The following is a 14334-nucleotide window of genomic DNA, read 5'->3' on the forward strand; positions in this document are numbered from 1 at the left end:
AGGTGAAGGAGAGTGTGGTTCAGTCTTTGCACCGGGCGATGGTGTGTATTTTGTGAGGTAATATTTGCAGTCAATGTAATGCAATGGAAGTTGATTCAGTTGTTTTGGCTCTTGATTGTAATGTGTTGTAATTTTTTAGTCAGGTTTTTGGGTGTGACCAGTCTCCTGTTGGATGCCGGTAGGTGGGGGTATCGTGTCTAGTGCGTGCGTAGGAATCGTTGTTCCTGTCTATAATGCTTGGAGTTTTACGGAAAAATGTCTTGAGTCTATTGCCGGAGCTTGTGCCGGTGTCGAATTGGAAATTGTCGTAGTTGATAATGGCTCCATCGACGAGACGCCTTCTGCTTGTCCTGTTCTCGGGGGGAGGTTGTTTGGAGACAGGTTCCATTATGAGCGCTTTGAAACTAATTTGAATTTCGGACCTGCGTGTAATGCCGGTGCAAAGCTGATTTCGGCCGAATATGTTTTTTTTCTCAATAATGACATAACGGTTGAATTCAATTGGCTTGAACCTCTGCTCGATGCTTTTGATCGGCAGTGCGCCATTGGCGCGGTCTGTCCCCTGTTGTTGTATCCGGAGACGAGGCGGGTGCAGCATCTGGGAGTGGCCTTCAGCCCAATTCAACAGGTGGAGCACCTGTTTCAATATTTCCCCGAGGATCATCCGGTTGTCTCGCAGCCGCGCTCTCTTCAAGCTATCAATGCCGCGGCCTTGATGATGCCTCGAGCGCTGTTTGTGGATATTGGAGGGTTCGAGCCTGGGTATGTAAACGGATTTGAGGACCTTGAACTGTCCATGGAGATCCGACGAAGAGGAAAAGGGTTGGTGTGCGTTCCCGGTTCGCGGATGCTGCATTATGAATCTCAGTCGGGAGGACGGTTTGACGCCGACGACGAGAATAGTGAGCGCTTCGCAGAGCGTTGTGGTGGCGAGATTATTTCTGATATGAACGATTTGTTGGAAAGCGCGGGCTACAGGCTTGATGTGACGCCCTGGTTTGATGCGTATGCGGTATTGACGGAAGCCCGCGTTCAGGAGCTTGCAGCGACAGATCTTGCAGGGTTTACCCTTCAGGAGGTCTGGGAGATGCTGCAGGCGGAGCCGTTGTGGAATCAAGGGTATGATCTCTTGGCTCGGTCGCTTGAGGCCATTGCAAGGTGGAGCGAAGCTGTTGAGATTCGATTGTTGCAGCAGCAGTTGTGTCCCTCAATGGAAGCGCTTCGCGCTTTGGGCAAGTGTGCGAGCAAAGCAGGACGGCCGCAGGTTGCGACTCAGTGTTTCGAGTATCTGCAACAATACCAAAATCTCATGACTGACCCGGATTCCAGAGCCAGAAGGTTCCGCGAGATCAACAAATATCTTTCCAAGCAGCCCGAGAGTGTTGTGTCAGTGTATCGTGCGGCTTTGTTGGCGCGGGGGCATGCGGAAGGGGTTGTTGACGGCTGATCGGTCTGTTCTGACAAAAACAGTCTCTGCTGAACGATTACAGCAAATAAGGCCGATCCCTTTTGGGGTCGGCCTTGGTCATGGTCGAGTGGCGGAAGCGTATAGGAGTCGAACCTACCTGTGAGGATTAGCCCACACACTGGTTTTGAAGACCAGGCGCCACACCGGTGACGAAACGCTTCCCTTATTCGAGAGTTGGGAAGTATCAACAATACCACCTGACTGCAACCGCTACAACCCTGCTCACGAATCGGCACCACAAGCGTCCCATTCGTAGACAGGCTGCGGGGGCTGTGGTATTTTGTAAAGATACTAAAACCCGGTGTGAAAAGTTGTAAAAATCACGGCCTACGCCATTGCCTGTGGGTCAACCGGACCTTATACTTGCCAAATGTTACGAAAAACCTCCGTCATTACGGACCTTATCGAGGAGTCTCACCTTGAATAATTTTGCAAGGAATCTTTTCCTTTGGGCTGCCATTTCACTCGTCATGGTTGTCCTGTTCAACCTGTTCAATCAGCCCCCTCAGCCTCAGCTGCGCATGAGCTACACCGAGTTCCTGCAGAGCGTGGAAAAAGGAGGGGTGGACGAAGTAACCATTCAGGGTCAGAATATCTTTGGTCAGACCCGCGATGGTCAGCGCTTCTCCAGCTATGCACCTGATGATCCGAATCTGGTGAAAACACTGGTGGATCGCGGCGTGCAGGTCACCGCCGAACCCAACGAGGACTCCCCCTGGTACATGACCTTGCTCCTTTCCTGGTTCCCCATGCTGCTGCTTATCGGCGTCTGGATTTTCTTCATGCGTCAGATGCAGTCCGGCGGGGGAAAGGCCATGAGCTTTGGCCGTTCACGAGCCAAGATGATCACGCAGGACCAGAGCAAGATCACGTTCGAGGACGTGGCCGGAGTGGACGAAGCCAAGGAAGAGCTCTCCGAGATCGTCGATTTCCTGTCTGACCCGCGCAAGTTCACCCGCTTGGGTGGTCGCATCCCCAAGGGGGTGTTGCTCGTGGGCCCTCCCGGAACGGGTAAGACCCTGCTGGCGCGTGCTGTTGCCGGTGAGGCTGGCGTTCCGTTCTTCTCCATTTCGGGTTCCGATTTCGTGGAGATGTTCGTCGGTGTCGGTGCTTCCCGAGTGCGTGACTTGTTCATTCAGGGTAAGAAGAATGCTCCGTGTCTGATTTTCATTGATGAGATCGACGCCGTGGGCCGTCAGCGTGGTGCTGGCCTGGGTGGCGGTCATGATGAACGCGAGCAGACCCTGAACCAGTTATTGGTGGAAATGGACGGGTTCGAGTCCAACGAGGGTGTCATCCTCATTGCGGCCACCAACCGTCCGGACGTGCTGGATCCCGCATTGCTGCGCCCAGGCCGTTTCGATCGTCAGGTTGTTGTGCCTACCCCGGATCTTCGTGGTCGCAAGCACATCCTGGACGTGCATACCCGCCGTACTCCGCTCAGCCCCAACGTGGATACCCAAATCATTGCTCGCGGAACCCCCGGGTTCTCCGGCGCCGATCTGGAGAACCTCGTCAACGAGGCCGCTCTTCAAGCAGCCAAGCTGGGCCAGGATTTTGTGGAGATGGAAGACTTTGAGACCGCCAAGGATAAGGTCCTGATGGGCAAGGAGCGCCGCAGCCTGATCATGAGTGACGATCAGAAACGGACCACGGCCTATCATGAGGCCGGTCATGCACTGGTTGCCAGGATGATCCCCGGTACGGATCCCGTGCATAAGGTGACCATTATTCCCCGTGGCAGGGCGCTTGGCCTGATGATGCAGCTGCCCGAGGATGATCGTTTCAACTACACCCGTGAATACTGCGAGGCCCGCATTGCCGTGGCCCTGGCAGGCCGCGTTGCCGAGAAACTTATTTTCAACCAGCGCACCAACGGAGCTTCCAACGATATCGAAAAGGCCACAGAGCTGGCCCGCGCCATGGTCACCCAATGGGGCATGAGCGAGGAGCTGGGACCGCTGTCCATGGCCGAGAAGGACGATAATGTCTTCCTGGGCCGCGAGATGGGCCGAGCAAAGGTGCATAGCGAAGAAACAGCTCAGATGGTCGACACCGAAGTCCGCCGTTTTGTGATTGCCGGTGAAGATCGTGCCACCCAGATTCTGGATGAGAACAAGGCGATGCTGGAGCGTGTGGCCGATGCATTGCTGGAACGCGAAACCATCACGGGTGCTGAGCTTGATCTGCTCATGGAAGGCAAGACTCTGCCGCCGGCCAATGGCACGAGTGGCGGTGCTCCGGGCAAGTCTTCGACTGCGGTTTCCGCAGCACCGGAGGCAGATGCGACCGAAGACGCCGTCGCAGAAGGCGCACCGCAGGACAAGAGCCTGTTCAAGAAGGTGATGGACGGTGATCTGGACGTCTCCAAGGCTCAGGATAGCGAGGAGACCAAGTCTGACGACTTGGACTTCAAGCTGGAGCCCGAAGATGATGAGGCCGAGAAGAAGAACGACTAGGACCGGGATCGAATTATGCAAGATCGCGTTCTTTGGAATGTAACTGGGGGAAGGGTCCTTGGCCCTGCCCCCTTTTTTGTTGTCGGCATCGTCAATGCCACGCCGGACTCCTTTTATGACGGAGGCAGGCACGACCAGACAACAGACGCCGTGAGCCACGGCATTCGTCTTCTTCAGGAAGGGGCAATGGTCCTGGATGTGGGAGGTGAGTCGACCCGTCCCTATGCCGAGGAAGTCAGTGCTGAGGATGAACTCGCACGGGTGATTCCGGTTATTCAGGGGCTCTCGGCCCATATTCGGGCCGAGGGCGAAGAAGCCGCCGTGTCCGTGGATACGTATAAAGCCGAGGTTGCTGCCAAGGCGCTGGAGGCCGGAGCCTGTATTGTCAACGACATTTCCTCCTGCCAGTTTGATCCGGGCATGATTGATGTGCTGGCCCAGTATAAACCCGGCTATGTGTTGATGCATTCTCCGGGGCGCCCCGGACAGATGCAGGACTCCCCCCGCTACGATAGTGTGGTCGACGAGATTATCGCCTTTTTCGAGAAACATATCCGCATCCTGACCGCTGCCGGTCTGCCCGAGGATAATATTGTCATTGATCCGGGCATCGGCTTTGGCAAGACCCTTGAGCATAACCTGCAGATACTGGCCAGTATAGAAGCCTTTGGTGTGTTGGGGTTGCCGCTGTTTGTGGGGCTGTCCAACAAATCCATGTTCGGGAAACTGCTGGGGCTGGAAGTTGGCGACCGCAAGAACGCCACTCAGGCGGCGATAGCCGTGCTGGCTTCACGAGGGGTGCGGGTGCACCGAGTGCATGAAGTGGCCCTGACCATGCAGACTCTGACTGTGGCCGAGGCTATGCGCCCGGGGCGTCGCGTTTTGGAAACCAAGGGAGCGCTCTAGGCGATGATCGACTTTGGCTGGTTTCAGATATCCTGGCGGGAAGTTGTGGATATCGCCCTGGTGGCGTTCATCTTCTATCGCCTGATCCTGCTAATCCGTGGCACCCGTGCCGTGAGTGTGTTCTGGGGTCTGGTCCTCGTTGTTGTGGTCTATTATCTCTCGGGACAGTTCGGCCTGTTGACCCTCAACTGGTTGCTTGCAAATTTCCTGGGGTCCATCTTTCTAGTGGTGATCATTCTCTTCCAGCGCGATATTCGCAATGCCCTGTCACAGGTTGGCGCGGGCAGGTTCTGGCGGCGGCCTCCACTGCAGGACGATATCTTCACCCAGGTGGTGGCTGCGGTATTGTCCATGGCCTCCAAGCGGGTCGGAGCGCTGGTGGTCATCGAAAAGAACGTTCCGCTGGGTGACATCATGGAGCGAGGAGTTGAGCTGGACGCCAAGATATCGACCGATCTGTTGCGAACGATTTTTGATACCGCCACTCCTCTGCATGACGGAGCGGCAGTTATTCGAGCCGGTCGTCTTGCCGCTGCGGGTTGCATTTTGCCCCTGGCAGTGGGCATCCGGCGCAAGGCCAGTTTCGGTACGCGGCATAGAGCCGCCATTGGAGTGACTCAGGAGACCGATGCCATCGCGGTGGTGGTCTCCGAGGAACGGGGGGAAATCTCCGTGGCCATCGGCGGTAGACTGACCGCTGCTCTGGATGAAGTCCGTCTGAAACGTGTGCTGCGGCGCGCCTGGGAGAAGTAACGTATGTTCTCCAACTGGCAATACAGACTCCTGGCATTGGTTCTGGCCTTGTCCTGCTGGTACATTGTGACTGGTCGGGAAAAGGTCGAGACCTGGGCTGAGATGCCTGTGGAAATCGTGGGTGCCCCGGAGGATCTAGCCGTGCGTGGGGATGTGCCGACACGCGTCAGGGCTCGCATCCGAGGCTCTCGGGCGCTTATTCGCAGACTGAATGAGCAGCCTCCGGTCTACACTCTGGACCTGTCCATGTTGACTCCAGGCGAGAACGGTATTGCCCTTGAAAAGGAAGATATTCCCGTCTCCATGGCTTTAGAAGTTATGGAAATTGATCCTTCACGATTGGTGCTTACGGCGGATACGTTGATTTCCGCAACGCTGCCAGTGCGCCCTGTTTGGCGTGGTGGACCTGGCGAAGACTTCGACTTGACCCTGGCCGAGGCCGCACCCGCAGAAGTCGTGGTGCGTGGGCCAGAGCCGTTGGTGCTCACGCTGAAGGATATCCCCACGCTGGAGCGCGAAGTGCCGGGTTCCGGTGCTGGCGAACATGTTTTCGAGACTGGCCTGGCATTACCCAAAGGCGTGTCGTCCGAAACCGCCAAGGTGGGTGTTCGGCTGGAATACGCATTAAAAACGAAATCGGTCTGGATCAGATTGCCGGTCCGTGTGCTCCCGGAAAGCGTCAATGGTCGCAAGGTGACCCTTGTGCCCCGGACGATTCAGATTCAAGCAGTGGTGCCATTGCCTCTGCTACGGGAAAAGGAGTTCAAGTCTCTTTTTTCGGTTTCTGTCGTGGCTCCGGGCTCCTTGAAATCAGGAAAGCATGTGCTCCCTGTGACCATCAAGGCCCCCGACGGGTGTACACTGCTCAAGACTGTCCCCGAAAAAGTGGAAGTCCGTATCAAAAAAGGATAGTCTGCCGCCTGCGCTGATCAAGGCGACGATTCCATAGAAGAGAGGAACCATGAATAAACGTATTTTTGGTACCGACGGCCTGCGCGGCCAGGTCGGCACCTTCCCGATGCTGCCGGAAACGGCCCTCAGATTGGGGCTGGCGGCAGGTCAATATTTTCGCAACGGCAAGAAACGTCACAAAGTGCTCATTGGCAAGGACACCCGTATCTCCGGGTATGTCTTTGAGAGTGCGCTGACCAGTGGCTTCTGCGCCGCCGGAATGGACGTTTATCTTGTCGGTCCCATGCCTACTCCTGCCATTTCCTTTTTGACTCGCAGCATGCGTTGCGACTTGGGTGTTGTCATCTCCGCGTCGCATAATCCGTATATGGATAACGGTATCAAATTCTTCGATCACGAAGGCTTCAAGCTGCCCGATCAGGTCGAGGATGATATCTCCGCCCTGATTATGGACGAGACAACCCAGTGGGACTACCCGGCGCACGATGCGGTGGGCAAGGCCCGGCGCATGTTGGACAGCATGGGGCGCTACGTCGTGGCTCTGAAGCACACCTTCCCTCATGACCGGACTCTGGATGGGATGAAGATCGTGTTGGACTGCGCCAATGGTGCCACCTACAAGGTTGCCCCCATGGTCTTTTGTGAACTGGGTGCCGAGGTGGTCCTGGTGGGCGCAGAGCCCAATGGCTTGAACATCAACGACGGATGTGGCTCCCTGCATCCCGAGGGATTGGCCGAACGGGTTCTGGCCGAAAAAGCTGATCTGGGATTGGCTCTGGATGGAGACGGCGATCGTTTGATCGTGGTGGACGAGAAGGGGCATATTTTAGACGGTGACCAGATCATGGCCCTATGTGCCTTGGATAAGATCGAGCGTGGCGTGCTGACCAACAATCTGTTGGTGGCAACCGTCATGAGTAATATGGCCCTTGAGGTCTTCATGCGCGAGCGTGGCGGGACACTGATGCGAACCGCAGTGGGTGACCGCTATGTGGTGGAGGCCATGCGCCGTGAGGGAGCCGTGCTGGGTGGCGAGCAGTCCGGGCACCTGATTTTCATGAATCATTCCACCACAGGAGACGGCATTCTGGCTGCATTGCAGTTGATGCGGGTCATGGTGGAGCAGGATAAACCTTTGTCAGATCTGGCTCATTTGATCGAACCATATCCGCAGTTGCTGATCAATGTTGCCGTGGAGCGCAAGCCTCCCTTCGAGAATGAGCCCAAGGTCATGAGCGCCGTCGCTGATGCCGAAGCCGAATTGGGAGATACGGGGCGTGTGCTGTTGCGTTACTCGGGTACGGAGGCCAAGGCCCGGGTTATGGTCGAAGGTCAGGATGAAGCCTTGGTCCGCCGCATTGCCGAGGAGCTTGCCGAGGTCGTGCGAGAAGCCTTGCGCTGATGATTGATTAAGGTATTCTGACTGTAGTTGATACTATTCACGAAGGAGATGGGATTGATGGACATTAGCAAAGTTGTCATTCCGGTGGCTGGCTGGGGAACGCGTTCGCTCCCCGCGACCAAGAATGTGCCCAAGGAAATGCTCCCCATCTATAAGAAACCGGTCATTCAGTATGTGGTCGAAGAGGCCATTCAAACGGGACTGACCGATGTTATCTTCGTCAATAACCAGAATAAGATGATCATTGAGGATCACTTTGATTATAACTTGGTGCTTGAGCAGATGCTGGAGCGCAAAGGGAAGACCGAGCTGCTCAAGGAGATTCGCGAAGTGGCCGAAATGGCCAACATCATCTCCGTGCGCCAGAAGGTCCAATTAGGGCTGGGGCACGCCGTGCTCTGCGCCCGTGAAGTCATTAAGGATGAGCCCTTTGGCGTGATGGTGGGCGACGACATGATGTTTGGCATCGAGCCGGGCATCAAGCAGTTGGTGGACGTTGCCAAGGCCGAGAAACTTTCGGTCATCGGTGTTGTGGAGGTCCCGCGCAACAAGGTGGATCGCTACGGCATCATGCAGGGCGAAGAGATCGGCTCTGGCGTATTCCGGGTGCGTCAGGTGGTGGAGAAACCTGCCATTGAAGATGCTCCGTCGCAGATGGCAGTGGTGGGACGTTACGTGCTGTTGCCCGAGGTGTTTGATCATCTGGACGCCATTGGCCCTGGTGTGGGCGGCGAAATTCAGCTGACCGATGCGCTGGAACGCATGGCCAAGGAAAACCGCTTGCTTGCCGTGAAGATGCATGGCCGACGCTTTGACGCTGGGGACTGGACCGAGTTCCTGACGGCCAATATCTATTTTGCTCTGCAGGACGAAGAATTGCGGGACGATCTGGTCAAGAATCTTCAGGATTTGCTGTCTTGCAAATAGCAGCATAACGCCGCATTCTATCCCCGCCGGAGTGAACTGTCCTCCGGCGGGTTTTTTATTCCTCTGACTCTGGAAGCCATGCCCATGAATCCCGCTTACTGGCACGTTGCGCTGCCCAGCGCCCCATTCACCACGCTGACCTATACCGAACCGGAGTATCTGCCCACGTCGGTCTGGGGAGCGGGGATGCGGGTTGTGGTCCCTGTGGGCGGTTCCACGCGCATGGGGATTTTGGTCAAGAGGTTCACGGAACGTCCAGCGGATCTGCCAGAGTCCGTGGCCTTGAAGACGCTGCTTTGGCCCGTGGAGCGCGAGGCTCTGCTCAGTGCCGATTACATGGCCCTGGCCGAGAATCTTGCCGCGCGACAGATGGAGCATACCGGGCGTGTGTTGGAAATTCTGTTGCCCTCGGGTGTGCGCGCCGTGACGTTTAGCTTTCGTCTTTATGACAAGCGTTTTCCGGCACGGTTGACACCCAAGGCTTTGCGCGGATTGTCGCCCGATGACTTGCGGATTCTGGCAGCATTATGGGCCGATGGCCGAATGACCGTGGCCGCCACCAAGCGCCACGAAAAGCAGCAGGAATTCTGCTCACTGGCCCAGGATCCGCCATGGCCCATACGTCCTACGGCCAAGCGGCAGATGGAAATCTGCGAGTATCTTTGGGACAATGGCCCCACTGCGCGGCCGATGCTGTCCAGGGAGCTGGGAGCAGGAGCCACGCAACCGCTGAATACCCTGATTTCCAACGGCCTGGTGACCGTTGGTCCTCCGCCTGAGTTCCATGAGCCCGAAGTTTGTGTGCTAGAACCCGAAGACCATTTAGTAGACGGCGATGGCGCTCCGGAAGCCACCGATGAACAGGCCCTGGCTCTGGATGATCTAGCCGCCGCCCTCTCTGATGACACTCCGCAGGTTCGTCTGGTCCATGGAGTCACGGGCAGTGGCAAGACTCTGGTCTACCTGCGCCTTGCCGAACAGGCTGTGGCTGGGGGGCGATCGGTGTTGCTGCTGGCCCCGGAAGTGGCTCTGGCCTGTTCCCTGTATCGTGCCGCAACACAGCATTTCCCAGGCCGTTCGGTGCGTCTGTATCATGGCTATCAACAGCCAAGCCGCCGCGAACAGGCCTTTATGGAGGTCGCAGCGTCCACCGGGCCAGAGATTATTGTGGGCACGCGCTCTGCGCTTTTTCTGCCCGTAGCTGATCCTGCGTTCATCGTTCTGGACGAGGAACACGATGGTTCTTTCAAGCAGGAGGAGCGCCTTGCCTATCAGGCCAAGGAAGTGGCGCATTTCCTGGTGAGTCGTTCGGGTGGGCTGTTGGTGCTCGGTTCCGCCACTCCGGATGTGAAGACCTATCAGGCCGTAGAGCAGGGCGCGATCTCCAAGGTCTGCATGTCGACCCGTGTGGGTGGCAATGAGCTGCCACCTGTGGAGTTTGTTGATCTGCGCGAGAGCCCCCCTGACGAGGGCCCGTTTGCGCCCATTTCCGCCGAGTTGCTCAAGTCCACCGTTGCCCGGGGCGAGCAGGCTGTGATCATGCTCAATCGCCGGGGCTATGCTCCTGTCATGTATTGTCTGGATTGCGGCAAGGTTGCGCGGTGTTCCAACTGCGACGTGGGTTTGACCTACCACAAGTCCCGCGAGCGGTTGGTCTGCCACTACTGCGGTGCGGCTGAACCCTTCCCGCGCCTTTGCGAGTGCGGTGGCGCCAGCTATCTGCCCATGGGCGAGGGCACCGAGAATGTCGAGGAAGCCCTGGCACACCTGCTGCCGCCTGACGCAGGGGTGCTGCGCTTGGATAGGGATTCCACCCGCCGTCCCGGACGTATGGAGGCGATTCTGGCTGACTTTGCAGCGGGCAAGGCCAAGGTCTTGGTCGGCACCCAGATGCTTTCCAAGGGCCATCACTTTCCGGACGTGACCCTGGTCATCGTGGTGGACGGTGATCTTGGGCTGAATGTGCCGGATTATCGGGCTGCCGAACGTATGTTCCAGCTCATGGTGCAGGTCTCCGGTCGTGCCGGACGAGGAGACAAACCGGGCCGAGTACTCATCCAGACGCGCAACCCCGAGCATTACTGCTGGCAGTATGTGAAGCGGGTTGACTACGAGGGGTTCTTCGAAAAGGAAGTGGCGCTGCGCAAGAAGTATTCCTATCCACCGTTTACGCATCTGGCGCTGTTGCGCATGAATTACCCCGGGGATTTTGCAGGCGGGCATCAGGCCATTATGGATCTGGTCAAGATTCTGGGCAGTCTGGGCAAGGAACTGGGGATCCGTGTCCTGGGTCCGGCCCCATCCCCCATAGGACTCCTCAGAGGCCGCAAACGCTACCAGTGCCTGATCAAGGGCGGTGACTGGGCTGCCATTCGGGGTCTTTATGCTGAGGTGCGCAAGCGCTTGTCACCGCATTCGAAGATTCGCGTTTCTCTCGACCTTGACCCCGTCAACATGCTTTAGGGGCGCATCGTTCGGTCGAACTGACCTGCATTCGGTGCTTTTGAACGGCTGAATACAGCGTTAGCCTCCATCGACATGGCGCCGCCATGCCTGCTTCGGCTTCCTCGTCTTCTCCTCATTCAAAAGAACCTCGGTGCGACGGCCAGCCTCCCTCGCGATGCGTTGTTGATTATAATCCTGCGGAGAAGGGGTATCTTGTGCTTTTAAGGGATTTTCTTGCCTCTGGGGGAAGGAGGAAATCTATTTCTTCGGTTGGAACTGGGGCATGCGTGACGCCAGGAAGATGCCGCCGATGATGCTAGCACCACCCACGAAGTGGAACCAGCCCACGGGCTCGCCCAGCAGCAACCACGCTTCGAGGCCGCTGAACAGCGGCAGACTGTAGTAGACCATTCCCGCCTGCGCAGGGCCGATGCGGCTGACCGCGCCATTCCAGCACATATAGGCCACAAGCGAGGCTCCAAGCCCGATGTAGAGGACTGATCCCATGATGGGGGAGGTGAGTTCCGGCAGGCCGTAGCGCAATATTTCCCATGCTGCCCACGGGGTCAGCATGACCAGGCCCATGCCGAAACTGGCGGCCAGGAACGCCGTTGCCCCAATGTCTTTCGGTTTGATGCGCACCATGATGGAATAAGCCGCAAATAATGCGGCTGCCAGCAGCATCCACAGATCACCTTCGGCATAGTTCATCTCAAACAACAGGCTCAGGTTGCCACGGGTGATGATGAGCACGACGCCTCCAATGGCCGCCACAACTCCCCATAATTTATTGCGCGTGATGGGGTCGCCCAGGAACATGCGTGCGAAGAGGATGATGAAAACGGGGGAGGACGTGGAAATGAGCGCCATATTCAGGGCTTCAGTCGTTCGTCCGGCCATGTAGATGACGGTGTTGAAGACGGTGATTCCGATCAACGACGTTGCCATCAGATATTTGAAATGTTTCCTGATGATTTGGCGCTCCCGCCAAAGGGCCCTCGCCGCAAAGGGCAGCAGAATGACCAGTGCAGTGACCCAGCGCATGAACGCCAATGTGGCGGGGTGAACCAGTTGGCCCATCCCTCGTGAGACAATGAAATTGCCGGACCAGATAACGGTCGAGACCAAGGCCAGGCAGATTCCCAGTATCAGTGGGTTCATGGCTCCGGGCGTAGATGGCATCGTGGTTGGTTGGCTCAAGTGGTTCTCTCGCTTTGCAGGCTGGGGATGGAAACGGTAAGTCGTTTTTGGATGGTGTGGGGGAGCGATTCGACGGAGTTAGGCTTCCACTGCGCTCTTGATGACCATCATCACGCCCAGGACAAGGATCATTGCCATGTACAACTGGCGGTAGCCACCTTCACCCAGGCGCTTATACAGCGCGCGGCCGGCCATGACGCCGACGAGCAGAAATGGCAGGCATACTGCGGCCAGATGGGTGACCTCTGGGGTAATCAACCCCTGATAGGCCTGTGTGGCGACCACGGCCAATCCTGTCGTGAAAAAGAAGGCGATAAGTGTGCCTTTGACCATGTCCTTGTTCCAGGGCTGGAGTGAGGTGTAGACCAGAATCGGCGGTCCCTGGGAATTCAGCGCGCCTCCCAGGCAGCCAGCAACGAATCCGGCGCAGACCATCCAGGCGCGGCTGAGGACTCGTGGCGCAGGTTTGGCCAGCCATTGGTACAGCGCGTAGCCAACCAGGATCACACCCAGACTCCCCTGGAGCAGGCGTACGTCCAGCCACGTCAACAGCCAGACGCCTACTGGAATTCCCGGTAGGGAAAACAGGGTCAGGGGCAAAACACTCTTCTTCCAATCCGCCTTGAATCGATGCTGCGAAAGAATGATCAGGTTCAGGGCCTGAGCCAGCAGCACGAGTGTGGGGACAGCTACTCGGAAATCCAGCAGCAAGGCCAGCAGGGGCAGAGAAAAAAAGGCGAAGCCAAAGCCCGCTGTGCCCTGAATGAAGGCGGCTACGAGCACTACGGTTGCGACGATGGAAGTGGTCAACATGATCGAACCGTGAACCCCAGCAAACCTTTATTCATAGAGAGACCAGTCCTTGGGGATGCGGTCCCAGTGGACTTTGCCCAGGGACTTTTTGAATTTGCGCAGCAGGACGTATAACGCACCTGCACCACCGTCGCGGGGTTGGGCGGTGACAAAGGCCAGCACAACGCGCCGGAGGGGTTCGTGGGTCAGCCAGGTCTGGACCTCGTCGCGCAGGATGCCTCGTCCCTCCGGGGAGTTCTTGCCTCGCCCGGTCACGATGATCAAATGCCGTTTGCCCATGGTGTAACTTTTGCGGATGAACTCCACGGTGGCAAGAAGCGCCTGATCCACGTTCATTCCGTGCAGATCCAGATGTGCCTCTGTGGCGTAGGCACCGGCTCGCAGCTTGTTGAAGATCTTGGGGTCCAGGCCCTCCACGTGTCCGTGCTGGTACTCGGAGGTAAACTCCAACTGGAAGTCGATCTTGCCGCGTACGAGATCGCGCAGGTGTTCACGGGCCAGCGCATCGGAGCTTTTGGCCTTCTTGGGCTCGGGCGGCACGGCTTCCTTGGGCAGATCACGGCCTTTGCCATCCATGGGAGCCACATCGCCCATGGCCTGCATGAACATGCTGTCGTCCTCTTCATTGACGACAGGCTCGTGGGAAGGTGCCTGGGGGGCAATATCCACAGGCTTGGAAGCCGGGGGAGAGGTCTTCGATGAGTCCCCTTTGTTCTTGCGACGTTCCTCGTCCTGCTTGAGCAGTGCCCCAAAGGTCACGTCTCCATCGGCCTCGCGCAGGGCTGCACGATTCTTGCGTTGGATGGTTTTGGCTCCGCTCATGGCCCGTCGGAACAATTCGTCCTCATTTTCATAGGGGGTCTGGGCCGGTTCCGGCGGCGGTGTGAGGTTGGCCTTGCGCCTGCTGGATTTTGTCCCTTTTCCGGTGTCGGAATCGGGAAGGTCCAGCTTGGCCTTTTTCAATTTTTGGAATGGATTGTTGAATTCATCGCTCATGATTATCTCCGGAGGGGGATTCTATGCGTGGCGGGTCTTGTGTCAAGCTGGAT

The 14334-nt window shown here is 57.2% G+C and carries 11 protein-coding genes and 1 tRNA gene; 8 read left to right on the plus strand and 4 right to left on the minus strand.

Annotated elements, in window-relative coordinates; all coding sequences use genetic code 11:
* Window positions 1-172: 172 nt before the first annotated feature.
* Window positions 173-1447 carry a glycosyltransferase family 2 protein gene (locus tag EL361_RS01355; protein WP_126375817.1) on the plus strand — a complete coding sequence of 425 codons (1275 nt, stop codon included), beginning with the start codon at window positions 173-175 and terminating at the stop codon, window positions 1445-1447.
* An 89-nt stretch (window positions 1448-1536) separates the two neighbouring features.
* Here the strand turns inward: EL361_RS01355 and EL361_RS01360 are convergent.
* A tRNA-Sec gene (locus EL361_RS01360) sits at window positions 1537-1630 on the minus strand.
* A 257-nt stretch (window positions 1631-1887) separates the two neighbouring features.
* On the opposite strand from EL361_RS01360, the gene ftsH reads away from it, so the two are divergent.
* The 7 genes from ftsH to priA all read left to right on the plus strand — a co-directional run bounded on the left by ftsH (window position 1888) and on the right by priA (window position 11290).
* On the plus strand, window positions 1888-3927 hold the full coding sequence (ftsH, locus tag EL361_RS01365; protein ID WP_126375819.1) for an ATP-dependent zinc metalloprotease FtsH: 2040 nt from the start codon (window positions 1888-1890) through the stop codon (window positions 3925-3927).
* Window positions 3928-3942: 15 nt separating this feature from the next.
* Window positions 3943-4833, plus strand: coding sequence for a dihydropteroate synthase (folP, locus tag EL361_RS01370; RefSeq protein ID WP_126375821.1), 891 nt, complete (start codon window positions 3943-3945; stop codon window positions 4831-4833).
* 3 nt (window positions 4834-4836) lie between these two features.
* Window positions 4837-5586 (plus strand): diadenylate cyclase CdaA, encoded by a 750-nt coding sequence (gene cdaA, locus EL361_RS01375; protein ID WP_126375823.1) that lies wholly within the window; start codon window positions 4837-4839, stop codon window positions 5584-5586.
* A gap of 3 nt (window positions 5587-5589) precedes the next feature.
* Window positions 5590-6498: a CdaR family protein gene (locus tag EL361_RS01380; protein ID WP_126375825.1), complete on the plus strand. Its 909-nt coding sequence runs from the start codon at window positions 5590-5592 to the stop codon at window positions 6496-6498.
* 49 nt (window positions 6499-6547) lie between these two features.
* On the plus strand, window positions 6548-7900 hold the full coding sequence (gene glmM, locus EL361_RS01385) for a phosphoglucosamine mutase (protein WP_126375827.1): 1353 nt from the start codon (window positions 6548-6550) through the stop codon (window positions 7898-7900).
* A gap of 57 nt (window positions 7901-7957) precedes the next feature.
* Complete coding sequence (gene galU, locus EL361_RS01390) at window positions 7958-8827, plus strand: UTP--glucose-1-phosphate uridylyltransferase GalU (protein ID WP_126375829.1); 870 nt, start codon at window positions 7958-7960, stop codon at window positions 8825-8827.
* A gap of 84 nt (window positions 8828-8911) precedes the next feature.
* Window positions 8912-11290 carry a replication restart helicase PriA gene (priA, locus tag EL361_RS01395; protein WP_126375831.1) on the plus strand — a complete coding sequence of 793 codons (2379 nt, stop codon included), beginning with the start codon at window positions 8912-8914 and terminating at the stop codon, window positions 11288-11290.
* 240 nt (window positions 11291-11530) lie between these two features.
* Here priA and EL361_RS01400 read toward each other — a convergent pair whose 3' ends face one another.
* From EL361_RS01400 to EL361_RS01410, 3 genes are all read right to left on the minus strand, one after another.
* Window positions 11531-12433: a DMT family transporter gene (locus EL361_RS01400; protein WP_126375833.1), complete on the minus strand. Its 903-nt coding sequence runs from the start codon at window positions 12431-12433 to the stop codon at window positions 11531-11533.
* A gap of 117 nt (window positions 12434-12550) precedes the next feature.
* On the minus strand, window positions 12551-13285 hold the full coding sequence (locus EL361_RS01405; protein ID WP_126375836.1) for a sulfite exporter TauE/SafE family protein: 735 nt from the start codon (window positions 13283-13285) through the stop codon (window positions 12551-12553).
* A gap of 27 nt (window positions 13286-13312) precedes the next feature.
* Entirely contained in the window at window positions 13313-14281 is a 969-nt protein-coding gene (locus EL361_RS01410; protein WP_126375838.1) for a Smr/MutS family protein, read from the minus strand.
* Between the last annotated feature and the right edge of the window lie 53 nt (window positions 14282-14334).

Source organism: Desulfovibrio ferrophilus (assembly GCF_003966735.1).
Classification (GTDB): domain Bacteria; phylum Desulfobacterota; class Desulfovibrionia; order Desulfovibrionales; family Desulfovibrionaceae; genus Desulfovibrio_Q; species Desulfovibrio_Q ferrophilus.